This is a genomic window from Saccharothrix sp. BKS2, from assembly GCF_047689505.1.
Lineage (GTDB): Bacteria > Actinomycetota > Actinomycetes > Mycobacteriales > Pseudonocardiaceae > Actinosynnema > Actinosynnema lopnurensis.
On the sequence record NZ_JAUQOL010000004.1, the window covers coordinates 101200 to 124755 of the forward strand.

Genomic DNA, 23556 nt, shown 5'->3' on the forward strand with positions numbered 1-23556 from the left:
GCCGTGGTCCCCAGGAGGTCGAGTTGACCGCATCCGCTCGCAACGTCGCCGACCTGGTTCGCGCCTCCGCGTACCGAGGACCCAAGCACGTCGCACTGGTGGATGTCACCACCTCGGGCAGTTGGACGTGGGCCGAGTTCGACGCCGCCGTGGACGCCGAGGCGCACCGGTTGGTCCGGGCGGGCGTCACGCCGGGCGACCGGGTGGCGGTGCGGCTGCCGACCGGTCCGGGGTTCTGCGTGGCGGTGTTCGGCGCGCTGCGCGCGGGCGGGGTCGTGGTGCCCGCCGGGCCCGGTCAGCCGGCCCGCGAGCTGCGGCGGCTGATCGAGGACAGCGGGGCGCGGCTGCTGGTCGGCGACGCCGGCGAGGTCGACGTCGAGGCGCTGCCGGAACCGGGGTTCGAGCCGGGCGAGGAGTTCACCGCCATCGGGTCGGGCGAGGACCTGGCCGTGCTCGGCTACACGTCGGGGACCTCCGGCACGCCGCGCGGCGCGATGCTGTCGCACCGGGCGCTGCTGGCCAACGTCGAGCAGTGCGCGTCCCTGCGGCCCGCGCCGGTGACCGCCGGCGACCGGGTGCTGCTGGCGCTGCCGCTGTTCCACGTCTACGGGCTCGGGCCGGGGCTGCTCCAGGTCGCGGGCGCGGGCGCGACGGCCGTGCTGCTGGAGCGGTTCGACCCGGACCGGGCGCTGACCGCGATCCGCGAGCACCGGGTGACCACGCTGGTCGGCGTGCCGCCGATGTACCAGGCGATCCTGACCCTGCCGGTCGAGCGGCTGCGCGAGGACCTGGCGACCGTGCGGCTGTTCACCTCCGGCGCCGCGCCGCTGGCGCCCGGCGTGCTGGACGCGGTGCGGCGGGTCGTGGGGCTGCCGGTGTTCGAGGGCTACGGGCTGACCGAGACCGGGCCCGTGCTGACCACGACGCTGGCCGGCGAGCCGAAGGCCGGGTCGGTCGGGCGGGCGCTGCCGGGCGTGGAGGTGCGGCTGGTCGACTCCGACGGCCGGCCGCTCGACGAGGACGACGAGCCGGGCACCGGGCTGGTGTCGGCGCGGGGCGCCAACCTGTTCGGCGGGTACTGGCCGGACGGCGCGCACGGGCCCGACGCGGAGGGCTGGTTCCGCACCGGCGACGTGGGCTACCTGGACGCCGACGGCGACCTGCACCTGGTGGACCGGGCGGGCGACCTGATCATCGTCAACGGGTTCAACGTCTACCCGCACGAGGTCGAGCAGGTGGTCAACGAGCTGCCCGGGGTGGCCGAGTCGGCGGCGGTCGGCGTGCCGGACGAGCGGACCGGCGAGTCGGTGAAGGTCGTGCTGGTGCGGGCCGCGGGCAGCGGGCTGACCGAGGACGCGGTGAAGGAGCACTGCGGCCGGCGGCTGGCCAAGTTCAAGGTGCCGACCGCGGTGGAGTTCGCCGACGCGCTGCCGCACTCGCCGACCGGGAAGCTGGCGCGGGCGCGGCTGAGGCTGCCTCTAACCTGACGGCGTGAGCCACCACGTCACGTTGGTCAGCCGGGTCGACTGCCACGCCTGCGAGCGGGCCAGGGACGAGATCGAGCGGATCTGCGGGGAACTCGGCGTGCCCTGGGACGAGCAGGACGTCGACGCCGACCGCGAGCTGCGCGCCGAGTACGGCGACCGGGTGCCCGTGTTCCTGGTGGACGGGCGGGAGCACGGGTACTGGGAGGTCGAGGAGGACCGGCTGCGGGCCGCCCTCGCCTGAATTACCGAAGCCTTACGGTTTCGGTGAACCGGAGTGCCGCGGGTGTCGAATCCCCCGTATGACCCGCTGGACCGCCGCTCTCACCGGACTCCTCGGCGTGGCCGCCGCACTGGCCGCCGGGCACCTCGTCGCGGCGCTGGTCGGGCCGACCGCCTCGCCGTTCCTCGCCGTCGGCAACACCGCGATCGACTTCACGCCGTCCTGGCTGAAGGACTTCGCGGTCCGGACGTTCGGCACCTACGACAAGCTCGTCCTGCTGATCGGCATGGCCGCGGTGCTGGCGGTCGCGGCGGTGGTCGCCGGGCTGCTGTCCCGCCGCTCGGCCACGCCCGGGACGGTGCTGGCGGTCGTCCTCGGGCTGCTCGGCGTGGCCGCCGTGCTGTACCGGCCGGACCTGGGGCTGCTGGGCGTCCTCGCGCCGGTCGCGAGCCTGGTCGCGGGGGTCGCGGTGTTCCGCCGGCTGCACGCCCGCGCGTCGTCGGCGGCGCCGGTCGGGGGTCGCCGCGAGTTCCTGGTGGTCTCGGGCGCGGCGGTGCTGGCCGGGCTCGGCGGGCAGCTGCTGGGCAACCGGGTGGACGTGGAGGCGTCGCGGCGGGCCGTGGGCGACCTCACCCCCGCGCGGCCGGCCCCGCCGCTGCCGGCCGGCGCCGACTTCGCCGCCGAGGGCACACCGTCCTTCATCACGCCGAACCGCGACTTCTACCGGGTCGACGTGGCGCTGAGCGTGCCGCGGGTGCGGGCCGAGGACTGGGTGCTGCGCGTGCACGGCCTGGTCGACCGCGAGCTGAACCTCCGCTACACCGACCTGAGCCGCCGGGACCTGGTCGAGCGCACCATCACGATGACCTGCGTGTCCAACGAGGTCGGCGGGCCCTACACCTCGACCGCGAACTTCGTGGGCGTGCCGCTGCGGGACGTGCTGCGGGAGGCGGGCGTGCGGCCGGAGGCCGACCAGCTGCTCTCCACCAGCGTCGACGGCTGGACCGCGGGCACGCCGGTGGACGTGGTCCTGGACGCCGACCGGGGCGCGCTGATCGCGCTGGCCATGAACGGCGAGCCGCTGCCGCTGGAGCACGGCTTCCCGGCCCGGCTGGTCGTGCCCGGCCTGTACGGGTACGTCTCGGCCACGAAGTGGGTCACCGACCTGGAGCTGACCACGTTCGCGGCCAAGCGCGCCTACTGGCTGGAGCGCGGGTGGGGCGAGCGGGGGCCGATCAAGGTCATGTCCCGCATCGACAGCCCCAAGGGCCTGGCCACGGTGTCCGGCCGGCCCGTGGTGACCGGGGTGGCGTGGGCGCAGCCGACCGGCGTGGCGAAGGTCGAGGTGCGCGTGGACGGCGGGCCGTGGCGGGCCACCCAGCTGGCCACCGAGGTCAACCGCTCGACCTGGCGCATGTGGCGGGCCGAGCTGGACCTCGCGCCCGGCGGCCACACCGTCGAGGTGCGTGCCACGGACCGGTCCGGGTTCACCCAGCCGCAGGAGCGGGTGGCCCCAGTGCCGGACGGCGCGACCGGGTGGCACTCGATTTTTTTCACGGTCGAGTGATCCGGTCGAACCGAACGGCGCTGGGGATCGAATGCCTCAGTGACTACCAAATCTGGTGAAAACACTGAGGAGTGATCCGCTGTGCGGAACCCCAAGCTCGCCCTCGTCGGTGCCGTCGCCGCCGCTGCCCTGTCGGTCGCGGCCTGCGGTGGCGGCGGCGACGACGCGGCGGCCCCCGCGTCCACCACCACGACCAGCGCGGCGGCGACCGCCTCCTCGATGCCGATGGCCGAGAGCGACGGCGTGACCGGGACGACCGACGTGTTCGGCCCCGGCTGCGCGAGCGTCCCGTCCGACCCCTCGAACGAGGGCTCGCTCCAGGGCATGGTCGACGACCCGGTGGCCACCGCCGCGTCCAACAACCCGCTGCTCACCAAGCTGGTGGCGGCCGTCACGGCGGCCAACCTGGGTGACACGCTCAACTCGCAGAAGGCCATCACCGTCTTCGCGCCCGCCGACCCGGCCTTCGCCGAGCTGGGCGACGCGAAGTTCCAGGAGCTGGCGAACGACCCGGCGACCCTGGGCAAGATCCTCCAGTTCCACGTCGTCGGGCAGCGCTACGACGCCGCGGGCCTGGAGGAGGCCGGCACCGTCAAGGCCCTCACCGGCCAGGAGCTGACCATCGCGGGCTCCGGCGACACCATGACCGTGAACGGCGCCCCGGTGCTGTGCGGCAACATCCCGACCGCCAACGCCACGGTGTTCGTGATCGGCAAGGTGCTCACCCCGCCGGCTGCCTGACCTGCGGCTTCGCAAGTTCACCCGTTGGTGGGCCGCATTCCCTCACGCCACGTGGGGAGTGCGGCCCACCTGCGTGCGCGCCGCCCTCCCACCGGGGGCGGGCGTCGGTCCGCCAACTTTGTGCAAGCGTTCACAAGCGGTACGGTGGTCGTATCACCCCGCTGGTGACGGTGCCCGGCGGGTCGGTGCGGCGGATCTCGAGGAGTACCAGCGTGGCGGATCGGCGGGGCGAGGGTGACGGGGTCGTGACCACTCCGAAGATCCCCGCCGACACTTCCGCGGACGTCCGGGAGCGGGCGCGGGCGATCCCCGAGGCGGCGGTGGCGCGCCTCGCGGTGTACCTCCGGGTGCTGTCCGGGATGGCCGAGCAGGGCGTGACGACCATCTCCAGCGAGGAGCTGGCGGGCGCGGCGGGCGTCAACTCGGCGAAGCTCCGCAAGGACCTCTCCTACGTCGGCTCGTACGGCACCAGGGGCGTCGGCTACGACGTCGAGGTGCTCGTGAGCCACATCGAGCGGATCCTCGGGCTGACCCGGAAGCACTCGGTCGCGGTCGTCGGGATCGGTAATCTTGGTCACGCGCTCGCGAACTACGGCGGCTTCCCCAGCCGGGGCTTCCCGGTGGCCGCGCTGTTCGACATCGACCCCGACCTGACGGGTGTGCCGGTAGGCGGCATACCGGTCCACCACATCGACGACATCACCTCCGTCTGCGCCGAGCGGGAGGTGTCGATAGGGGTCATCGCCACACCCCCTCAGGCAGCTCAGGCCGTCTGCGACCGTTTGGTATCCGCCGGAGTCCAGTGCATCCTGAACTTCGCACCCGTCGTGCTCCAAGTGCCGGACTACGTCGAGGTGCGCAAGGTCGACCTGGCGGTCGAGATGCAGATCCTGTCGTTCCACGTCGCGCGGCGGGCTGACCAGGCCGCCGGTGACGTGGTCAACGGAGTCGGAGTGGACGGGGTGGTGATTCGCCCGTGATCGTGCGGGTAGCCGGCCGAACGGTGGAGGCGGCATGAGCGTGCTCGTCGTCGGGCTGTCCCACCGGACCACCCCCGTGCCCGTCCTGGAGCGCGTCGCGGTGGCCGACGCCGACCGCGACAAGGTGCTCGACCAGCTGCTGACCTCGCCCAGCGTGTCCGAGGCGGTGCTGCTGTCGACGTGCAACCGGGTCGAGGTCTACGCGCTCGTCGAGACCTTCCACGGCGGCATGAACGAGGTCGTCGAGGTGCTGGCCCGCCAGGCGGGCGCCGAGCCGGCCGAGCTGTTCGAGCACCTGTACGTGCACTACTCGGCCGCCGCCGTCGAGCACCTGTTCTCCGTGGCGGGCGGCCTGGACTCGATGGTCGTCGGCGAGGCCCAGATCCTCGGGCAGCTCCGCGCCGCCTACAACGCCGCCGACGCGGCCGGCGTCGTCGGCCGCACCCTGCACGAACTGGTCCAGCAGGCCCTGCGGGTCGGCAAGCGCATCCACACCGACACCGGCATCGACCACGCCGGCGCGTCCGTCGTGTCCGAGGCCCTCACCGACGCCGGTCGGGCCCTCGACGGGCTGACCGGCCGCAAGGCGGTCGTCGTCGGCGCCGGGTCCATGGGTGGCCTGGCGGCCGCCCACCTGCGCCGCGCCGGCATCGGCGAGGTCGTGGTCGCCAACCGCACCGCCGCCAACGGCGAGCGCCTGGCCACCGCCCTCACCGAGGAGGGCGTGCGCGCCCGCCACACCGACCTGCGGGCCCTGACCGACGAGATCGCCACCGCCGACGTGCTGTTCGCCTGCACCGGCTCCGTCGACACGGTCGTCGGCGCCGAGCACATCGGCGACCGCACCCCGGACCGGCCGCTGGTCGTCTGCGACCTCGGCCTGCCCAAGGACGTCGACCCCGCCGCCGCGCTGCTGGACAACGTGCGCGTGGTCGACCTGGAGACCCTCCAGCGCCGGCTGTCCGACGCCCCCACGGGCCAGGACACCCGGCGCGCGGCGGAGATCGTGGCCGAGGAGGTCCGCGCCTACCTGGCCGGACAGCGCTCGGCCGGGGTCACGCCCACCGTGACGGCCCTGCGCAAACGCGCCGCCGAGGTCGTCGACGCCGAACTGCTGCGCCTGGACCAGCGACTGCCCGAACTCGACGGCGCGGTGCGCGACGAGCTGGCCAAGACCGTGCGCCGGGTCGTGGACAAGCTCCTGCACACCCCCACCGTGCGGGTGAAGGAGCTGGCCGCGGCGCCCGGGGGAGCCGGTTACGCCGAGGCGCTGCGCGAGCTGTTCGGGCTCGACCCGCAGGCGCCGTCCGCCGTCAGCACACCCCACAAGACCCAACCCGAAGGTGAAAAGCGGTGAACCGCACCCTCAGGATCGGCACCCGCGGCAGCGCCCTCGCCCTCGCGCAGACCGGCCACGTGGCCGATCAGCTGCGCGCGGCGGGCGCGAACGTGGAGATCGTCACCATCTCCACACCCGGCGACCGGTCGCACGCGCCCATCGCCGAGATCGGCATCGGCGTCTTCACCTCAGCCCTCCGCGACGCCCTCGCGAACGGCGAGATCGACGTGGCCGTGCACTCGTACAAGGACCTGCCCACGGCCCGCGACCCGCGCTTGTCGCTGGCCGCCGTGCCACCCCGCGAGGACCCGCGCGACGCCCTCGTCGCCCGCGACAACCTCACCCTCGGCGAACTGCCGCAGGGCGCGCGGGTCGGCACCGGCTCACCCCGGCGTGCCGCCCAGCTCAACGCGCTCGGCCTGGGCATCGAGGTGGTGCCGCTGCGCGGCAACGTCGACACCCGGATCCGCAAGGTGACCGACGGTGAGCTGGACGGCGTCGTGCTCGCCCGCGCGGGACTCGCGCGCCTGGGCCGCACCGCCGAGATCACGGAGACCCTGGAGCCGATCCAGATGCTCCCGGCGCCCGCGCAGGGCGCCCTGGCGGTGGAGTGCCGGGTCGACGACGTCGACGCCGAGCACCTGCTCCAGTCCACCCTGGACGATTCGGCCAGCAGGGCCGCTGTGGCCTCCGAGCGCGCCCTCCTGGCCGCGCTCGAAGCGGGTTGCAGCGCGCCGGTCGGCGCACTGGCCGATGTGGTGGAAGACCTCAGCGACGAGGGGACCGTGGTGCTCCGCCTGTCCCTGCGCGGGGTCATGGCGACGGAGGACGGTGACCTCCTCCGTGCGTCCGCCACCGGTGACTTGACCGCAGCAGAGGAACTCGGCCGCGCGCTGGCCGCCGAGTTGCTCGACCTCTCCGGCCACGCCACTGCGTCGCCGGCGAGGCGTAGTTGATGGGGAGTGCCCTCAGATGACCCGCGCACGAAAGACCCCCGGCCGAGTCGCCTTCGTGGGCTCAGGCCCCGGCGACACCGGGCTGCTCACGGTCCGTGCCCGTGACCTGCTCGCCAAGGCCGAGCTGGTGGTGACGGACCCGGACGTACCGGCCGAGGTGGTGGCGCTGGTACCGGACGGCGTCGAGGTCCGCCCGGCCGTGGGCGACCCCGCCGACGTGGCGAAGGACCTGGTCACCGAGGCCAAGAACGGCGCGGCCGTGGTCCGCCTGGTGGCGGGCGACCCGCTCACCCTGGACTCCGTGGTCAAGGAGGCCCAGGCCGTCTCCAAGACCACGATCGCGTTCGACGTCGTCCCCGGCGTCCCCGCGGGCACGGCCGTGCCCGCCTACGCGGGCGTGGCCCTCGGCGCCGTGCACACCGAGGCCGACGTCCGGGGCGTCACCGACTGGGCGGGCCTGGCCTCCGCGCCCGGCACCCTGGTCCTGCACGCCACCGGGAGCCACCTGGCCGAGGCGGCGTCGTCCCTGGTGGAGCACGGCCTGGCACCGCAGACCCCGGTCTCGGTGACCGCCGACGGCACCGGCTTCAGCCAGCGCACGGTGGACACCACCCTGGCCGGCCTGGCGCAGGACGCGGGCGACCTGGGCGGCCCGCTGGTCGTCACGGTCGGCGCGGCCGTCGCCAACCGGACCAGGCTGTCCTGGTGGGAGTCCCGCGCCCTGTACGGCTGGCGCGTCCTCGTCCCGCGCACCAAGGAGCAGGCGGGCGCGATGAGCGACCGCCTCCACTCCCACGGCGCGATCCCGGTCGAGGTACCCACGATCTCGGTGGAGCCCCCGCGCAGCCCGGCCCAGATGGAGCGCTCGGTCAAGGGCCTCGTGGACGGCCGCTACCAGTGGGTCGTCTTCACCTCGACCAACGCCGTGCGCGCGGTCTGGGAGAAGTTCCGCGAGTTCGGCCTGGACGCCCGCGCCTTCTCCGGCGTCAAGATCGCCTGCGTCGGCGAGTCGACGGCGGCCAAGGTCCGGAGCTTCGGCATCATCCCGGAACTGGTCCCGTCCGGCGAGCAGTCCTCGGAAGGTCTCCTGGCCGACTTCCCGCCGTACGACGACATCCTCGACCCGGTCGACCGGGTGCTCCTCCCGCGCGCCGACATCGCCACCGAGACCCTGGCGGCGGGCCTGCGCGATCGGGGCTGGGAGATCGACGACGTCACGGCCTACCGCACCGTCCGGGCGGCCCCGCCGCCCGCCGACACCCGCGAGATGATCAAGTCCGGCGGTTTCGACGCGGTGTGCTTCACCTCGTCCTCGACCGTCCGGAACCTGGTCGGCATAGCCGGCAAGCCGCACGCGCGGACCCTGGTGGCCTGCATCGGCCCCCAGACCGCCGAAACGGCCCGCGAGTTCGGCCTCAGGGTGGACGTCCAACCGGAGGACGCCAACGTCCCGGCCCTGGTGGACGCCCTGGCCCAGCACGCCGCCCGCCTGCGCGCGGAAGGCGCCCTGCCGCCCCCGCGCAAGACCAAGCGCCTCCGCCGCTCCTGAAGAAACCCGTCCTGAACGCAGAACTCACCCGTCCCGAGTGTTCGACACGGTGGTCGTGAACGTTCGACTCGCGCACCTGAACACTCAACTCGCCGGGTCTGGACGTACGACACGCCCGACCGGAACGTACGACTCGCCCGACCTGGACGTACGACTCGCGAGGACAAGTAGGGACCACGACGGGACGGAAGGCAGCCGACGAGGCCCGATTTGACATGGGTTCGGGTGCCATAGGCTGGTCGGAGCCGGCAGGCTCGGCGGGGCGCTCTTCCCCGCTGGGCCTGCCGGTTGCGGCCTGCCTCCGGTACCCGTAAGGGCCCCGTGTCACATCGAGCCGGGATCGACCCCCGGCGCTCGTGAACGCCACACCGGCTAGACCGACAGGGAGTACCCGCCGTGTTCCCAGCCCACCGCCCCCGCCGCCTGCGCACCACGCCGGCCATGCGCCGCCTCGTCAGCGAGACGACCGTCGAACCGCGCCAGCTGGTCCTCCCGATGTTCGTCAAGGAGGGCGCGCGGCAGCCGACCGAGATCAAGAGCATGCCGGGCGTCCACCAGCACACCCGCGAGTCGCTCCGCAAGGCGGCGGTGGAGGCGGTCCAGGCGGGGGTCGGCGGCATCATGCTGTTCGGCGTCCCCGCCGAGCGCGACGCGGTGGGCTCCGGCGCCACCGACCCCGACGGCATCCTCAACGCCGCCCTCGCCGACCTGCGCGCCGAACTGGGCGACAGCACGGTCCTGATGTCCGACTGCTGCCTGGACGAGTTCACCGACCACGGCCACTGCGGCGTGCTCACCCCCGACGGCGCCGTGGACAACGACGCCACCCTGGAGGTCTACGGCGAGATGGCCGTGGCCCAGGCCCGCGCGGGCGCGCACGTGGTCGGACCCAGCGGCATGATGGACGGCCAGATCGGCTTCATCCGCACCGCCCTGGACGAGGCCGGCTTCACCGACACCGGCATCCTCGCCTACAGCGCCAAGTACGCCTCCGCCCTCTACGGCCCGTTCCGGGACGCGGTGGAGTCGCAGCTCTCGGGCGACCGCAAGACCTACCAGCAGGACCCGGCGAACGCCCGCGAGGCGCTCCGCGAGGCGACCCTCGACCTGGCCGAGGGCGCGGACATGGTCATGGTCAAGCCCGCCCTGCCCTACCTGGACGTGATCAAGGACGTCGCCGCGCTCTCCACGGTGCCGGTCGCCGCGTACCAGATCTCCGGCGAGTACGCGATGGTCGAGGCCGCCGCCCGCAACGGGTGGATCGACCGGGAGCGCACCGTGCTGGAGACGCTGACCTCGATCCGCCGCGCCGGCGCGGCCGTCGTGCTGACCTACTGGGCCGTCGAAGCCGCGGGCTGGCTCGGCGCCCGCGACCGGTGATGAGGACCCCGGTGCCGGAACGGCGACAGCGGAGGCCCAAGGCGCCTCGCCCCACCCCGCCCAAGCCGGTGGACCTGGCCCGGTGGCTGTTCATCCTCAGCGCCGTCGTCGGCATGGCCAGGTTCCTGGTGCAGGTGTCCGACCGGGAGATGCTGATCGGCGAGCTGCGCGCGCGGCAGCCGGAGCTGGGCCAGGACGAGCTGGACGCCGCCGCGACCGGCGGCACCTTCTTCAGCCTGCTGCTCGCGGTCGGCCTGGTGCTGATCTGCACGAGGCTGGCGAACCGCATGGCCGCCGGCCGCAACTGGGCGCGCGTCGTGCTGACCGTGCTGGCGGTCGCCGGCGCGTTCCTCGGCGTGGTGCGGTTGATCACCGTCGGCACCGGTTTCGCGACCGCGTACGGGCTGGTGGTGAGCCCCTTGGACCTGGTGTTCAACGTGATCACCATGGCGATCGACGCGGTGGCCGTGGTGCTGGCGTTCCAGCCCGCCGCCGCCGGGTACTTCCGGTCGCGGCCCGTCACGGTGGACAGGGCCCCTGGTCACCCTTAGCGTTCCACCCGTGACCACGCCACAGGACCCGGAGCACCGGCCGCAGCAGGAGCCGTACGCCACCCCGGCGCCTCCCCCGCCGCAGTCCGAGCAGCCAGCCGGGTACCAGTCCACGGGGTACCAGCCCGCCGGTTACCCGAGCACCGGCCACCCGTCCGGCGGCGGCTACCCGACCCCGGAGAGCGAGGTCCCGGGTGCGGCCTCGCGGACCGCGCCGAAGCAGGTCCGGATCTCGTTCTGGCTGTGGCTCGCCACAGCCGCCCTGATCACGATCCTCGCGGTCGCGGCCCTGCTGATCATGCTGGCCAACCCCCAGGCCGTGGTCGACATCGCCAAGCAGAACGGCGGCAGCCAGGGCCTGACCGACGAGCAGCTGCGCACCGGCCTGGTCGCGTTCCAGGTGTTCTTCACCGTCGCCGCCGTGGTCGTGGCCGGCCTGCTGGTGTTCTTCGCGGTCAAGGCGCGCGCCGGCCGGCCGTGGGCGCGGACCTGGCTGAACGTGACGGGCATCGTCGCGCTCCTGCTGAGCATGTTCGGCTTCACCCTGCTCAGCCTGCTGGTGGTGGTGCCGCTGGTGGCCGCCGTCTTCCTGCTCTACACCCCCGCCTCGAAGGAGTACTTCGAGGCGGCCAAGCGACTCGGGTGACGGTGCGCGAGCAACCGCCCGCCGTCGTGCGCGGGGCGGTCGGCGTGTGGTTGGCGCTGGCCGCCTTCGTGCTGTTCGAGCACGCCGTGCTGTGGTTCCGGCGCGACGACCTGCTGGCGGCCGCCGAGCGGGCCGGCGACCCACCGGCGCGGGTGAACGAGATCCTGCTGCAGCTCGCGCTGGTCAGCGCGCTCCTCGCGATCGGCTACGGGCTGTTCGGGTGGCTGCTGAAGGCGGGCAAGCGGTGGGCGCGGGGCGTGCTCACCGCGGTGGCCGTGCTGCACGTGCTGTGGATCGTGCTGCCGGGGGCGAGCGGGGACGCGGCGAACCTGGTCGTGCTCCTGCTGATCGCCGCCGGATTGGCCCTCACCTGGGTGCCCGGTACGGCACAGTGGGTGAGGCGGCACTAGCGGGCCGACCCCGACCGAGGACGGTGACGACATGACCGAGCCGCCGTTCGACCCCTACGGCACGCCCCTGCGCCCGGTGAACTACCCGCAGCAGCAGCCCTACCCGCAGCAGCCCTACCAACAACCACCCCACCAGCCGCCACACCAGCCACCCCACCCGTTCGGCTTCCCGGGCCGGATGCGGGAGGTGGACCAGTCCTCCACCGCGGTCCTCCGCCCGGCCCCGGTCGCCGTGGCGTTCGCGCTGTGGCTGCTCGCCGCCCTGTCGTGGCCCCTCGGCACGATCGCCCAGGCCCTCGCGGGCCCCGGCTCGCTCGCCGGTTTCGGCCCGGTCATGACCCTGTTCGCCACCACCTGCGTGGCCCTGGCCGGCCTGTGGGGCGCGGTCGCCCTCCTGCGCGGCAGCTACCACGCCCGCCTCGGCCTGTGCGGCGGCGCGCTGGTCCTGGGCGTGCTGGCGCTGGCCGCCGCGGTCGTGGCCGCCCGCGGCGACGCCGAACCAGTTCCCTGGGTGGTGAGCGCGCTGCGCCTGGCGCTGCCCGCCGCCGCGGCCGTGTTCAGCTTCCTGCCGGGCACCCGGCACTACTTCGCCGGCAACCTGGGCTGAGGGCGGGGACAGTGGAGCAGCCGACCCTGTACGCCGAGCCCGGCGCGTCCTGGTGGCCCCTGCTGTGGGGCCCGGTGTTCGCCCTGCTCGGCTTCGCGGTGGAGGCGCTGACCGGCGCCGTCCGCCCCCTCCTGTGGGTGGTCGTGGCGCTGGCGCTGGTCCTGCCGACCCTCGTCTGGGTGCAGGGCAGGCGGCGCGTCTACGAGGTGCGCCTCACGCCCGCGGCGCTGCACCAGGGCCGCGAGGAGCTGCCCGTGCGGGACATCGCCGAGGTGGAGGGCGTGGAGCGGCGCGCGGGCGCCAGGGTCCTGGGCGGCGGCTGGACCCTGCCGCGCGGCACGGGACCGGTCCCGGTCCGGCTGGCCGACGGCACGGTCGTCACGGCCTGGGCCCGGGACGCGGACGCCCTGCGCGCCGCCGTGGCCAGGCTGCTGCCGACGAGCGGCACGTGAGAAGCTGACCGGCGTGACAGCGGCCACCGCGGAGAGCCAGACCGTGCCCGAGTCCCCGAGGCTGCACCAGCCCAAGCGGGCGTTCATCGCCGCCGGCGAGGTGCTGCTCGGCGTGCTGCTGGTCCTGGCGGCGGTGTGGTGCTGGCAACGCGGTGTGGAGCACCACAGCTACCCGGTCCCCGACCACGAGCCGCTGGGGGCGACCCGCTACCGCGGCAACTGGATCGGCCTCGCGGTCGCCCTGTCCACCGTGGCCGGCGTGCTGGTGCTCGACGCGGTCCGCCAGGCGGTGCTGGCCACCCGCTCCCGCCGACCCGAGCACGACCACGACCACGAGTACCCGGACGAGGACTTCTCGCCCGCGCACCCCGCGCCCGCCCACCCCCACCAGGTGGCAAAACCCGGCGTGCAGCAGGTCACAAACAACGACGTGTGAAACTGGACCCCGTGACAGCGACCCGATCCCAGGCCCTGTTCGAGCGCGCGACGGCGGTCATCCCCGGCGGCGTGAACTCCCCGGTCCGGGCGTTCCACTCGGTCGGCGGCACGCCGCGGTTCATGGTCCGCGGCGAGGGCCCGCACCTGTGGGACGCCGACGGCAACCGGTACGTCGACCTCGTCTCCTCCTGGGGCCCGATGATCCTCGGCCACGCCGACCCCCGGGTGGTCGAGGCCGTCCGCGAGGCCGCCACCGGCGGTCTGTCGTTCGGCACGCCCACCGAGGGCGAGATCGAGCTGGCCGAGGAGATCATCGACCGGGTCGCGCCGGTGGAGCAGGTCCGCCTGGTCAACTCCGGCACCGAGGCCACGATGAGCGCGATCCGCCTCGCCCGCGGCTTCACCGGCCGCCGGAAGGTGGTCAAGTTCGCGGGCTGCTACCACGGCCACGTGGACGCGCTGCTCGCTCAGGCGGGCTCCGGCGTCGCCACCCTCGGCCTGCCCACCTCGCCGGGCGTGACCGGCGCGCAGGCGGCCGACACGATCGTGCTGCCCTACGACGACCCGGAGGCCGTGCGCCGCGTCTTCGCGGACCACCCGGGCGAGATCGCCTGCGTGATCACCGAGGCCGCCGCGGGCAACATGGGCGCGATCGCCCCGAGGCACAACGCCGAGCTGCGCGACCTCTGCCGCGCCGACGGCGCGCTGCTGATCATGGACGAGGTCATGACCGGCTTCCGCGTGTCCCGCGCCGGCTGGTACGGCCTGGAGCGGGTCGAGGGCGACCTCTACACCTTCGGCAAGGTCATGTCCGGCGGCCTGCCCGCCGCCGCGTTCGGCGGCCGCGCCGACGTGATGTCCAGACTGGCCCCGTCCGGCCCGGTCTACCAGGCGGGCACGCTGTCCGGGAACCCGGTCGCGGTGGCCGCGGGCCTGGCCACGCTGCGCGCCGCGACCGACGACGTCTACCGAACCCTCGACGCCAACGCCTCGCGCCTGGGCTCGCTGTTCACCGCCGCGCTCACCGAGGCGGGCGTGGCGCACCGGGTGCAGTTCGCGGGCAACCTGGTCAGCGTGTTCTTCACCGAGCACGAGGTGACCGACTACGCGGGCGCGCAGGCCGCCGAGACGTGGCGCTTCCCGCCGTTCTTCCACGCCCTGCTGGAGCGCGGCGTCTACCCGCCGCCGAGCGCGTTCGAGGCGTGGTTCGTCAACGCGGCCATGACCGAGCGGGACTTCGAGGTCGTCGCGGACGCCCTGCCGGCCGCCGCGCGCGCCGCGGCGCAGGTCACGGCGGGGGCGGCGAAGTGAGGGACCACGCGCCCACCGGGGGCGGGAACCGGACCGTCGTCCACCTGCTGCGCCACGGCGAGGTGCACAACCCGACCGGCATCCTCTACGGCCGCATCCCCGGCTTCCGGCTGTCCGAGCGCGGTCGGCGGCAGGCGCTGACCGTGGCCGAGCACCTGGCCGACCACGACATCGCGCACGTGGTGGCCTCGCCGCTGGACCGGGCCCAGCAGACCGCCGCGCCCATCGCCGACTCGCACCGGCTGGAGCTGGGCACCGACGAGCGGCTGATCGAGGCGGACAACCAGTTCGAGGGCCTGCGGGTGTCGGTCGGCGACGGCGCGCTGCGCTCGCCGGAGCACTGGCCGAAGCTGGTCAACCCGTTCCGGCCGTCCTGGGGCGAGCCCTACCTGGGGATCGCGCACCGGATGCTGGGCGCGGTGCAGCGGGCGCGGGCGGTGGCGGAGGGCCACGAGGCGGTGTGCGTGTCGCACCAGCTGCCGATCTGGACGCTGCGGCGGTTCCTGGAGGGCCGCCGGATGTGGCACGACCCGCGGCGGCGCGAGTGCTCGCTGGCGTCCCTGACGAGCCTGGTGTTCGAGGGGGAGCAGCTGGTGCGCCTGGTCTACTCCGAGCCGGTCGGCGCCACGAACCCGCGGGTGACCGGCGCATGAGGCGGGTGGCGGCGGTCCTGTCCGCGCTCCTCCTGGTCACCACGGCGTGCTCGACGGGTGACGACGCGGTCGTGGCGGGCGGCGAGTTCCAGCTGGTCGCGCCGAACGGCGAGACCAAGCTCCGCTACGAGGGCGACGAGCGCAAGGCGCTGGGCGACCTCACCGGCCCGAGCCTGATGGAGGACGGTCGGACGATCTCGCTGGCGAAGGACTTCGCGGGCCAGGTCGTGGTGATCAACATCTGGGGTGCGTGGTGCCCGCCGTGCCGCACGGAGGCGCCCGAGCTCCAGCAGGTGCAGGACGAGAAGGGCGCGCTGGGCGTGCGGGTGCTGGGGGTGGACGTCAAGGAGACCTCCACCGAGCTGCCGCGCGACTTCATGCGCAACCGGGGGCTGACCTACCCGTCGATCTACGACGAGTCCGGGCGGGCGATGCTCGCCTTCCGCGGGCTGCACCCGAACACGGTGCCGTCGACGTTCGTGCTGGACCGGCGGCACCGGGTGGCGGCGGCGTTCCTGGGCGGCGTGATCGCGAGCGACCTGATGCCCATCGTGGACCGGTTGGCGGCGGAGTCCTGAGAGGACCCCGCCGCCGCGGTCCGGTACTTCCCGGCTTCACGGCCCGGTCTGGAGCTCCGGCACCCTGGCGCGGAACGCCTCGACCATCGCGTCCCGCCCGATCAGGTTGAACTCCCGGCCCAGCGTGCGCATGATCGAGTTGTCGGTGGGCCGGTACAGGCCGAACCTGTAGTACTTCGCGCCCTCGAACGCCCCGACCACGCCACCGTCCGGCGAGGACTGCCCGAGGTACTCGGCCCACTTCGCGCCGGTGGGGTCCGCGGTCACGTTGACCTCGGCGGGCTCGGAGCCGGAGTACCGGTCGTAGGGGTAGTCGTACTCGTCGGCCAGCCCGCCGACGGAGTGCCCCAGCTCGTGCACGGCGATCTGCCCGGCCTGGTCGTTCGCGCCCGCCGCGGTGGCGACGCCGCCGCCCGCGCCGCCGTACTTGGCGGTGTTGCCCAGCGCGATGACCTGGTCCGACCCGGGCGCCAGCGCCGCGAACTGCGTGGCCTTGGTCTGGTTCACGCACAGCAGGCGCTCGGTCTGGGGGTCCCGGCCCTGGCACCAGAAGCCCATGTCCAGCGCGGTGTCGCGCTCGACGCCCAGGGTGGGGTCGTGGTTCACACCGGACTGGGGCGAGGTGACGTTGACCTGCCAGACGTTGAAGTACTGCTTGTAGGAGGCGAAGGGCTCCACGGCGGACAGCTCCGCCCACTTGCCCACCACGTGCGAGTGGAAGGTCCCGACCTCGGCCGCGGTGTAGCCGTCGCCCACGAACACCAGGTCGAACCGCTGGTCCGGGGCGCCGGTCTGCTGGATGGCGACCACGTCGGCCTCCAGCTCGTCGGGCGAGGCCGCGGCCTCGAAGGCCCGCGGCACGTCGGTCCGCGTGATGGTGCCGTCGGGGGAGAAGACCTCCATCCGCTCCAGCCCGGTCTCGACGGGCGGGCCGGACTCCGCGGCGCCACCGGGCAGGGGGGCGGCGACGACGGAGAGGGCGACGGCCAGCAGCGGCAGGGTCAGCCGGTGTACGCGCATGTCGTCACGCTATGAAGTTGATTGTTCACCCACAAGGGTTGATGGTTGGGTTTGAGTTTTCTTCGGTCGGGGAAGCTGTCTCGATGGGCGGGGAACTGTGAGCCGGGTCGCTCCTAGGGGAGTCCGGTGCGCGGACCTGTCAAGGGGCTACCTACCCTGGACGGCGTGAACCCGACAGATCTGGCCACCTCGGGTCCGATCCTGCTCGCGACCGGCGTGGCGGTGCTGGCCGGGGCCATCTCCTTCGCCTCCCCGTGCGTGGTCCCGCTCGTCCCCGGCTACCTCGCCTACCTCGCCGGCCTGGTCGGCGCGGAGGCGCCCGCGGTCAGCGACGGCGAGGCCCGCAAGACCGGCCGCTGGCGGGTGGCGGGCGCGGCGCTGCTGTTCGTCCTCGGGTTCACCGTCGTGTTCGCCCTGACCTCGTTCGTGGTCCTCGGCCTGACCGACCTGTTCTGGTTCGAGACCGACCTGCTCCAGCGCATCGGCGGCGTCGTCACCATCGCCATGGGCCTGGTGTTCATCGGCCTGGTGCCGGCCCTCCAGAAGGACGTCCGCCTGCGCCGCGCGCCCAGCGCCGGCCTGGTCGGCGCGCCGCTGCTGGGCGGCGTCTTCGCGCTGGGCTGGACCCCGTGCCTCGGCCCGACCCTCGCGGGCGTGCTCGCGCTGGCCCGCAGCACCGAGGTCGGCTCGGCCACGGCCCGCGGCGCGGTGCTGGTGCTGGCCTACTGCCTGGGCCTGGGCCTGCCGTTCGTGCTGATCGCGCTCGGCGCGCGCTGGGCGGTGCGGGTGACCGGCTGGCTGCGCGGCCACGTGCGCCAGGTGCAGGTGTTCGGCGGAGTGCTGCTGATCGCGGTCGGCGTCGCCCTGGTCACCGGCCTGTGGGGCGATTTCGTCGGTTGGCTGCGCGACAACGTGGTCAACGACCTGGAACTGCCGCTCTAGTGCCGAACACCGCCCTCGCCTTCCTGCGCAACACGTGGCGCGGCCTCACGGCCATGCGCACCGCGTTGACCCTGCTGTTCCTGCTCGCCCTCGGCGCGATGCCGGGCGCCCTGCTGCCGCAGCGCTCGCTCAACGCCCGCAAGGTCGACGAGTACATCGCCGGGAACGGCTGGTGGGGCCGCTTCCTCGACGACCTCCAGTTCTACGACGTCTACGCCAGCTACTGGTTCTCCGCGATCTACGTGCTGCTGTTCGTCTCCCTGGTCGGCTGCCTGCTGCCGCGCACCTGGGAGTACTTCAAGCAGATGCGGGCCAGGCCCGTGCTGACCCCGCGCAACCTGGCCCGGATGCCGCACCACGCGAGCGCCGAGGTCGGGACCACCCCCGACGACGTCGTCGCGAACGCCGAGCGCCGCCTCAGGGGCTGGCGCCGCGTCACCGCCGAGGAGGCCGACGGCACCCGGACCGTGAGCGCCGAGCGCGGCTACCTGCGCGAGACCGGCAACCTGGTCTTCCACTTCGCCCTGCTCGGCCTGCTGGTGGCGTTCGCGCTGGGCAAGATGTTCGGCTACGAGGGCCAGGTCATCGTGCAGGCCGACGGCGGCCAGTTCTGCAACTCCGGCGTCTACAACTACGACACGTTCCGGCCCGGCCTGCGCGTGGACGGCTCCGGCCTCACCCCGTTCTGCGTGAAGGTGGACGACTTCTCCGCCTCCTACCTGCACAACGGCCAGGCCGAGAGCTTCCTGGCCGACATCGGGTACCAGTCCGGCGCGGACCTGGACAGCGGCACGTGGCGGCCCTACCCGCTGCGCGTGAACAGCCCGCTGCGCACCGCCGGCGACCGCGTCTACCTGCTCGGCCACGGCTACACGCCGGTGTTCACGGTCACCTTCCCCAACGGGCAGACCCGCACCGGCGCGATCCAGTGGCGGCCGGTCGACCCGGTCACGCTGGCCTCGGAGGGCGCGACCAAGTTCGACCCGCCGGACGTGCCCGACGCCGAGGAGCGCCGCCGCAGCCAGCTCGCCATCACCGGCCTGCTCGCGCCCACCGCCGCGTACCAAGGTGAGCTGCTGGACTCGGCGTTCCCCGCGGCGAACGACCCGGCGGTCGCCATCGACGTCTACCGCGGTGACCTGGGCACCGACTCCGGCCGCGGCCAGTCCATCTTCTCCCTCGACCAGAAGATGATCGAGGACGGCAAGCTCGAGCGGGTCGCCCGGCAGAACCTGGGCCAGGGCGAGCAGCTCACCCTCGACGACGGCACCACCGTCCGCTTCGAGGGTGTGCGCGACTGGGTGTCCCTCCAGGTCTCGCACGACCCCGCGCAGAACTGGGTGCTGGTGTTCTCCGTGCTGGTCATCCTGGGTCTGGGCGTGTCGCTGAGCATCAAGCGGCGCCGGGTCTGGGTGCGGGCGACGCCGCTCGGGGACGGGCGTACTTTGATTGAGGTCGGCGGCCTCGCGCGGACCGACCAGGCCGGGTACGGCGAGGAGTTCGGCGGGCTGTCCCGCGACCTGCTCGCACACAAGGAGGGCAGCTGATGCCGGTCAACCAGACCCTGTCGACCTACAGCGACTGGACCTACGGCGCGGCGGTGCTGGTCTACTTCCTCGCCGCCGTCCTGTACCTGTGCGAGGCCGCGTTCGCCCGGCCCGCGAAGGCCAGGGCCGGGTCGCTGGTCGCGGCCGGCGGCACGCGGGCCGACGGCACCTGGGCGCCGGGCCGCGTGACCAGGCCGGAGAAGTCCCGCGCCGAGCGCCTGGGCCGCATGGGGCTGGCGCTGAACGTGCTGGGCGTGCTGCTCCAGGCCGGTTCGCTGGTGCTGCGCGGCTTCGCCACCGGGCGCGTGCCGTGGAGCAACATGTACGAGTACATGTCGCTGCTCACGCTCGCGGGCGTGGTGACGTGGCTGGTGCTGGCGCGGATGTTCCCGGTGCGCCGGCTCGGCGGGTTCGTGCTCGTGCCGGTGGTCGTCCTGATGTTCCTCGGCGGCACCGTCCTCTACGCCGAGGCGTCGCCGGTGCCGCCGCCGCTCCAGTCGTACTGGCTCGTGGTGCACGTGTCGGTGATCTCGGTGTCCAGCGGGATGCTGCTGGTCCCGGGCGTGGCCAGCGTGCTGTACCTGCTGAAGTCCTCCGGCCGCGCGCGGTTCGTCAAGCTGCCCGACGCCGAGATGCTCGACCGGCTCGCCTACCGCAGCACGGTGTTCGCGTTCCCGCTGTTCACCATCGGCATCATCTGCGGCGCCATCTGGGCCGAGGCGGCGTGGGGCCGGTTCTGGGGCTGGGACCCCAAGGAGACCGTGGCGTTCGTGTCGTGGGTCGTCTACGCGGCGTACCTGCACGCGCGGGCCACGGCCGGCTGGCGCGGCAGGCCGGCGGCGTGGATCAACTCGCTGGGCTTCGCGCTGACCGTGTTCAACCTGTTCTTCATCAACCTCGTAACGACTGGGTTGCACTCGTACGCCGGCGTCGGCTGATCGCGTAGACCACCTGCTGGAAGGCTTTTCCCAGCCCCCACCCGGTGTCGTGGAACCGCAGGTCCCCGGCTACCGTCGAACGGGTGGGGTCGGGGAGGTCTCGATCCGCTCAGCTCAGGGAGGACCCCAGCGGTGACCGGTCGCTACGAGAATCCCGAGCCGTCGTGGCAGCAGCCGCCCGGCGAGGAGGGGCAGCAGCCCAACCCGAACCAGTCGGGCGGTCACCAGGTCGAGCAGGCGCCCGGCGCCCAGCACCCCGAGCCCCGGTACGCGGATCCCCAGTACGCCGAACCCCAGCCGAACCCCGAGCCCCGGTACACGGAGCCGCAGACGGTGTACCTGGACCCGGCGGCCATCGGCCCGGTGACCGGTCCGCCCTCCGGCGGCTTCCCGGCGCAGGGCGCGCCGTCCGGGCCGCACCAGGTGCCCGGCCAGCCCGGTCCGCAGCAGGTCCCCGGTGCCCAGTCCGGCCCGTACCCGGTGTCGGGTGGCCAGTCCGGTGCCTACCAGGTGCCGGGTGCCCAGTCGGGCCCGTACCCGGTGTCCGGTGGCCAGTCGGGTCCGTACCCCGCCGTGTCGGGCGGCCAGTCCGGTGCCTACCAGGTGCCCGGCGCGCAGTCCGGCCCGTACCCGGTGGGCCCGGGGCAGTTCCAGGGCGCGCAGTTCCAGGGCGGGTTCCCCAACAACTTCCCGCAGAGCGTCCAGCCGCAACCGCAGCCGCAGCAGCCGCAGCAGGCCAACGCGAACTCGATGTCCTCGCAGGAGCTGATCAAGCGCGCCAAGCGCCCGCCGCAGTCCGGCTGGCGCAAGACCCTGCACGCGGTGACCGGCGGCCTGGTCAACCTGGGCGAGAGCCCGGCCGACCTGCGGCGGCGCGAGCTGATCGCGCGGATCAACCAGCCGCTGCGCGGGTGCTACAAGATCGCGATGCTGAGCCTCAAGGGCGGTGTCGGCAAGACCACCACGACGACCACGCTGGGCTCCACGTTCTCGTCGCTGCGCGGTGACCGGGTGATCGCGGTGGACGCCAACCCCGACCGGGGCACGCTGGCGCTGAAGGTGCCCCGGGAGACCACGGCGACCGTGCGGCACCTGCTGCGCGACGCCTCGCGCATCACCCGGTACAGCGATGTGCGCGCGTACACCTCGCAGTCGCCCAGCCGGCTGGAGGTGCTGGCGTCCGACCAGGACCCGGCCGTGTCGGAGGCGTTCAGCGACCAGGACTACCTGCGCACGGTCTCGCTGCTGGAGCTGTTCTACAACATCGTCCTGACCGACTGCGGCACCGGTCTGATGCACTCGGCCATGAAGGGCGTGCTCGACCAGGCCGACTCGCTGGTGCTGGTGTCGTCCGGCTCGGTGGACGGCGCGCAGACCTCGGCGGCGACGCTGGACTGGCTCGACGCGCACGGCTACCGCGAGCTGGTGGCGAAGTCCGTCGTGGTGATCAACTCGGTGCGGCCGGGCTCGGGCAAGGTGGACCTGGACAAGCTGGCCGCGCACTTCGCCCAGCGGTGCCGCGCGGTGGTGCGCATCCCGTTCGACTCGCACCTGGAGGAGGGCGCGGAGATCGAGCTGGACAAGCTCGACCCGGCGACCCGGCTGGCCCTGCTGGAGCTGGCCGCCACCGTGGCGGACGACTTCCCCAACAGCTAGTCCCGACGAGGGGGCCTCGGTGGCGAGGCCCCCCGACGTCACTCTTCCTCGTCCTGCGGCTCCTTGCGGTCCTGCGGCTTCTTGCGCTGCTCACCGAGCTCCCGCAGGAAGTCCGGGTTGTCGTCGGGCGCCACGAACCGACGACTGGGGGCGGTGTCGAGCCGGTCCGGTCCGAACGCACGCCACAGCAGCACGGCGATCGTCAGCGCACCGACCACCGCGAGCAGGTACAGCATGGTCGCCACCTCCTTTGCCACGAGATTACCCTCGTGCCGGAGGTGTGCGGTGTCAGTGCCTGACCGGTTCGGTCGCCTCGGTGGTCAGCTGCGACAACAGCTGCTGCACCTCGGATTCGCGGAACCTCCGGTGCCCGCCCGGCGTGCGGATCGAACCGATGCGACCCGCGGTGGCCCAGCGGGTCACCGTCTTGGGGTCGACCCGGAACAGGTTCGCGACCTCGCCCGGTGTGAGCAGCCGTTCCCCCTGGTGTCCCTGCGTCACGGTCACGGTGATCCTCCCCGCTGGTGAACAGACGTACCGGACGCATCGTGGCATCACACCCTTCGGGTACTCGAACGCTTGGGTGATGGTAAAGAGGTAGTAAGGGACGAAGCGCGCGGTTCGGACATCCACCCCCCTGGCCCTACCCTGTACCCGATGGACGCTCTTGATCGCCAGATCATCGCCGCTCTCCGGGCGAACGGTCGGGCCACCTACGCCGACCTGGGTCGCAAGGTCGGCCTGTCGGCCTCCGCCGTGCACGAGCGGGTCGGCAAGCTCGAAGCCACCGGGGTCATCACCGGCTACCACGCCGTGGTCGACCCGAGCGCCGTCGGCCTGGGGGTGACCGCGCTGATCGGGGTCCACCCCACCGACACCGCCGACGACGACGACCTGGCCGTCGCGCTGGGCGAGCTGATCGAGGTCGAGTCGTGCTACCGGGTGGCCGGCGACGAGTCGTTCATCGTCAAGGTGCGGGTGGCCACGGTGGACGACCTGGAGCGGTCGCTGGGCCGGCTGCGGCGCATCCCGGGCGTGGCGCGCACGCGCACCACGGTCGTGCTGTCCACGCGGTTCGAGGGACGTCCCAACACCGCCACGACCGGCCCCGACGCCTGAGCCCGGCGGGGCGGCGTAGCCTGGGGAACCGTGCACCTGGGTCGTGATGTGACGCTCTACATCTGCGCGCGCCTGGGCATGGTCGCCGCGATCACCGCGCTGCTCGTGCTCGTCGACGTGCCGCTGCTGGTCGCGCTCGTCGTGGGCGTTGTGGTGGCGCTGCCCCTGTCGCTGTTCGTGTTCAAGGGGTTGAGGAACCGGGTGGCGGAGGGGTTGGACGCGAAGCAGGCCGTCCGCCGCGCCGAGCGCGAGCGCCTGCGCGCCCAGCTGCGCGGCGACACCGCTGCCTGAGCCCGCTGCCTGACTGGGCTGCTCGACCGCGCCACGGCGACCGCGCCGCCTGACCGCATCGTCCGGCCACGCCGCCTGACTGCGCCGCCCGGCCGTGCCGGCCCGCGCCTGGTGCCGCCGCTTGCTCCGGCTGTCCGAGCCCGCTGCTCGACCGCGCCGCCCGGTCCCGCTGTCCGAG

Annotated in this window: 27 protein-coding genes; 24 read left to right on the plus strand and 3 right to left on the minus strand. The window is 73.3% G+C overall.

Translation table 11 applies throughout. The features are described from left to right. Positions 1–23 precede the first annotated feature (23 nt). The 18 genes from Q5530_RS09040 to Q5530_RS09125 all read left to right on the plus strand — a co-directional run bounded on the left by Q5530_RS09040 (position 24) and on the right by Q5530_RS09125 (position 15865). Positions 24–1487 (plus strand): AMP-binding protein, encoded by a 1464-nt coding sequence (locus tag Q5530_RS09040; RefSeq protein WP_415361774.1) that lies wholly within the window; start codon positions 24–26, stop codon positions 1485–1487. Between the two features lie 4 nt (positions 1488–1491). Further along, a complete protein-coding gene (locus tag Q5530_RS09045) occupies positions 1492–1728 on the plus strand; it encodes a glutaredoxin family protein (protein WP_380634491.1) in 237 nt (78 codons plus the stop codon). A gap of 58 nt (positions 1729–1786) precedes the next feature. Further along, the gene (locus Q5530_RS09050) at positions 1787–3274 is read left to right on the plus strand and encodes a molybdopterin-dependent oxidoreductase (protein ID WP_415361775.1); all 1488 of its coding nucleotides are present in this window, start codon (positions 1787–1789) and stop codon (positions 3272–3274) included. Between the two features lie 81 nt (positions 3275–3355). Continuing rightward, a complete protein-coding gene (locus tag Q5530_RS09055; protein ID WP_415361776.1) occupies positions 3356–4015 on the plus strand; it encodes a fasciclin domain-containing protein in 660 nt (219 codons plus the stop codon). A 245-nt stretch (positions 4016–4260) separates the two neighbouring features. Beyond that, positions 4261–4995 (plus strand): redox-sensing transcriptional repressor Rex, encoded by a 735-nt coding sequence (locus tag Q5530_RS09060; protein ID WP_380634486.1) that lies wholly within the window; start codon positions 4261–4263, stop codon positions 4993–4995. Between the two features lie 34 nt (positions 4996–5029). Beyond that, positions 5030–6352 (plus strand): glutamyl-tRNA reductase, encoded by a 1323-nt coding sequence (locus Q5530_RS09065; RefSeq protein ID WP_415361777.1) that lies wholly within the window; start codon positions 5030–5032, stop codon positions 6350–6352. Next, complete coding sequence (gene hemC / locus Q5530_RS09070) at positions 6349–7290, plus strand: hydroxymethylbilane synthase (RefSeq protein WP_415361778.1); 942 nt, start codon at positions 6349–6351, stop codon at positions 7288–7290. The genes Q5530_RS09065 and hemC overlap by 4 nt, the downstream gene beginning before the upstream one ends. 16 nt (positions 7291–7306) lie before the next feature. Then, on the plus strand, positions 7307–8839 hold the full coding sequence (locus Q5530_RS09075) for a uroporphyrinogen-III synthase (RefSeq protein WP_415361779.1): 1533 nt from the start codon (positions 7307–7309) through the stop codon (positions 8837–8839). 396 nt (positions 8840–9235) lie between these two features. Further along, complete coding sequence (gene hemB, locus Q5530_RS09080; protein ID WP_415361780.1) at positions 9236–10219, plus strand: porphobilinogen synthase; 984 nt, start codon at positions 9236–9238, stop codon at positions 10217–10219. 11 nt (positions 10220–10230) lie between these two features. Then, positions 10231–10770: a hypothetical protein gene (locus Q5530_RS09085; protein ID WP_415361781.1), complete on the plus strand. Its 540-nt coding sequence runs from the start codon at positions 10231–10233 to the stop codon at positions 10768–10770. 10 nt (positions 10771–10780) lie between these two features. Beyond that, on the plus strand, positions 10781–11416 hold the full coding sequence (locus Q5530_RS09090; protein ID WP_415361782.1) for a hypothetical protein: 636 nt from the start codon (positions 10781–10783) through the stop codon (positions 11414–11416). Then, the gene (locus Q5530_RS09095) at positions 11413–11826 is read left to right on the plus strand and encodes a hypothetical protein (protein ID WP_415361783.1); all 414 of its coding nucleotides are present in this window, start codon (positions 11413–11415) and stop codon (positions 11824–11826) included. Before Q5530_RS09090 ends, Q5530_RS09095 begins: the two co-directional genes overlap by 4 nt. Before the next feature lie 31 nt (positions 11827–11857). Then, positions 11858–12433 (plus strand): hypothetical protein, encoded by a 576-nt coding sequence (locus Q5530_RS09100; RefSeq protein WP_415361784.1) that lies wholly within the window; start codon positions 11858–11860, stop codon positions 12431–12433. 11 nt (positions 12434–12444) lie between these two features. Further along, a complete protein-coding gene (locus Q5530_RS09105) occupies positions 12445–12885 on the plus strand; it encodes a DUF3093 family protein (RefSeq protein WP_415361785.1) in 441 nt (146 codons plus the stop codon). Between the two features lie 13 nt (positions 12886–12898). Continuing rightward, the gene (locus Q5530_RS09110; RefSeq protein ID WP_415361786.1) at positions 12899–13321 is read left to right on the plus strand and encodes a hypothetical protein; all 423 of its coding nucleotides are present in this window, start codon (positions 12899–12901) and stop codon (positions 13319–13321) included. 11 nt (positions 13322–13332) lie between these two features. Then, positions 13333–14634, plus strand: coding sequence for a glutamate-1-semialdehyde 2,1-aminomutase (gene hemL / locus Q5530_RS09115; protein ID WP_415361787.1), 1302 nt, complete (start codon positions 13333–13335; stop codon positions 14632–14634). Continuing rightward, positions 14631–15287 carry a histidine phosphatase family protein gene (locus Q5530_RS09120; RefSeq protein ID WP_415361788.1) on the plus strand — a complete coding sequence of 219 codons (657 nt, stop codon included), beginning with the start codon at positions 14631–14633 and terminating at the stop codon, positions 15285–15287. The genes hemL and Q5530_RS09120 overlap by 4 nt, the downstream gene beginning before the upstream one ends. Continuing rightward, positions 15284–15865 (plus strand): TlpA disulfide reductase family protein, encoded by a 582-nt coding sequence (locus Q5530_RS09125; protein ID WP_415361789.1) that lies wholly within the window; start codon positions 15284–15286, stop codon positions 15863–15865. The genes Q5530_RS09120 and Q5530_RS09125 overlap by 4 nt, the downstream gene beginning before the upstream one ends. Positions 15866–15901: 36 nt before the next feature. Here Q5530_RS09125 and Q5530_RS09130 read toward each other — a convergent pair whose 3' ends face one another. Continuing rightward, positions 15902–16885, minus strand: coding sequence for a M64 family metallopeptidase (locus Q5530_RS09130; protein ID WP_415361790.1), 984 nt, complete (start codon positions 16883–16885; stop codon positions 15902–15904). 165 nt (positions 16886–17050) lie between these two features. On the opposite strand from Q5530_RS09130, the gene Q5530_RS09135 reads away from it, so the two are divergent. The 4 genes from Q5530_RS09135 to Q5530_RS09150 all read left to right on the plus strand — a co-directional run bounded on the left by Q5530_RS09135 (position 17051) and on the right by Q5530_RS09150 (position 21968). Continuing rightward, positions 17051–17827, plus strand: a complete 777-nt coding sequence (locus Q5530_RS09135; protein WP_415361791.1) for a cytochrome c biogenesis CcdA family protein — start codon at positions 17051–17053, stop codon at positions 17825–17827. 53 nt (positions 17828–17880) lie between these two features. Next, a complete protein-coding gene (locus tag Q5530_RS09140) occupies positions 17881–19374 on the plus strand; it encodes a cytochrome c biogenesis protein ResB (protein WP_415362080.1) in 1494 nt (497 codons plus the stop codon). Then, complete coding sequence (ccsB, locus tag Q5530_RS09145) at positions 19374–20312, plus strand: c-type cytochrome biogenesis protein CcsB (RefSeq protein WP_415361792.1); 939 nt, start codon at positions 19374–19376, stop codon at positions 20310–20312. The genes Q5530_RS09140 and ccsB overlap by 1 nt, the downstream gene beginning before the upstream one ends. Positions 20313–20444: 132 nt before the next feature. Beyond that, positions 20445–21968, plus strand: a complete 1524-nt coding sequence (locus Q5530_RS09150; RefSeq protein WP_415361793.1) for an AAA family ATPase — start codon at positions 20445–20447, stop codon at positions 21966–21968. 38 nt (positions 21969–22006) lie between these two features. Here the strand turns inward: Q5530_RS09150 and Q5530_RS09155 are convergent, their stop codons facing one another. After that, positions 22007–22204: a hypothetical protein gene (locus Q5530_RS09155; RefSeq protein WP_380634653.1), complete on the minus strand. Its 198-nt coding sequence runs from the start codon at positions 22202–22204 to the stop codon at positions 22007–22009. 52 nt (positions 22205–22256) lie between these two features. Further along, entirely contained in the window at positions 22257–22475 is a 219-nt protein-coding gene (locus Q5530_RS09160; RefSeq protein WP_241828460.1) for a BldC family transcriptional regulator, read from the minus strand. Positions 22476–22625: 150 nt separating this feature from the next. Here Q5530_RS09160 and Q5530_RS09165 point away from each other — a divergent pair, with 150 nt between their 5' ends. Both Q5530_RS09165 and Q5530_RS09170 read left to right on the plus strand, forming a co-directional pair. Continuing rightward, positions 22626–23087 (plus strand): Lrp/AsnC family transcriptional regulator, encoded by a 462-nt coding sequence (locus tag Q5530_RS09165; protein WP_415361794.1) that lies wholly within the window; start codon positions 22626–22628, stop codon positions 23085–23087. A 30-nt stretch (positions 23088–23117) separates the two neighbouring features. After that, positions 23118–23378 (plus strand): DUF4229 domain-containing protein, encoded by a 261-nt coding sequence (locus Q5530_RS09170; RefSeq protein ID WP_415361795.1) that lies wholly within the window; start codon positions 23118–23120, stop codon positions 23376–23378. Positions 23379–23556 lie beyond the last annotated feature (178 nt).

What these genes read in the sequence shown, in the direction of transcription:
- Q5530_RS09050 (WP_415361775.1), top strand. Translation starts at nt 1,787, where the DNA reads ATGACCCGCTGGACCGCCGCTCTCACCGGACTCCTCGGCGTGGCCGCC.
- Q5530_RS09065 (WP_415361777.1), top strand. Translation starts at nt 5,030, where the DNA reads ATGAGCGTGCTCGTCGTCGGGCTGTCCCACCGGACCACCCCCGTGCCC.
- Q5530_RS09075 (WP_415361779.1), top strand. Translation starts at nt 7,307, where the DNA reads ATGACCCGCGCACGAAAGACCCCCGGCCGAGTCGCCTTCGTGGGCTCA.
- Q5530_RS09100 (WP_415361784.1), top strand. Translation starts at nt 11,858, where the DNA reads ATGACCGAGCCGCCGTTCGACCCCTACGGCACGCCCCTGCGCCCGGTG.
- Q5530_RS09125 (WP_415361789.1), top strand. Translation starts at nt 15,284, where the DNA reads ATGAGGCGGGTGGCGGCGGTCCTGTCCGCGCTCCTCCTGGTCACCACG.
- Q5530_RS09130 (WP_415361790.1), bottom strand. Translation starts at nt 16,885, where the DNA reads ATGCGCGTACACCGGCTGACCCTGCCGCTGCTGGCCGTCGCCCTCTCC.
- Q5530_RS09140 (WP_415362080.1), top strand. Translation starts at nt 17,881, where the DNA reads ATGCGCACCGCGTTGACCCTGCTGTTCCTGCTCGCCCTCGGCGCGATG.
- ccsB (WP_415361792.1), top strand. Translation starts at nt 19,374, where the DNA reads ATGCCGGTCAACCAGACCCTGTCGACCTACAGCGACTGGACCTACGGC.
- Q5530_RS09155 (WP_380634653.1), bottom strand. Translation starts at nt 22,204, where the DNA reads ATGCTGTACCTGCTCGCGGTGGTCGGTGCGCTGACGATCGCCGTGCTG.
- Q5530_RS09165 (WP_415361794.1), top strand. Translation starts at nt 22,626, where the DNA reads ATGGACGCTCTTGATCGCCAGATCATCGCCGCTCTCCGGGCGAACGGT.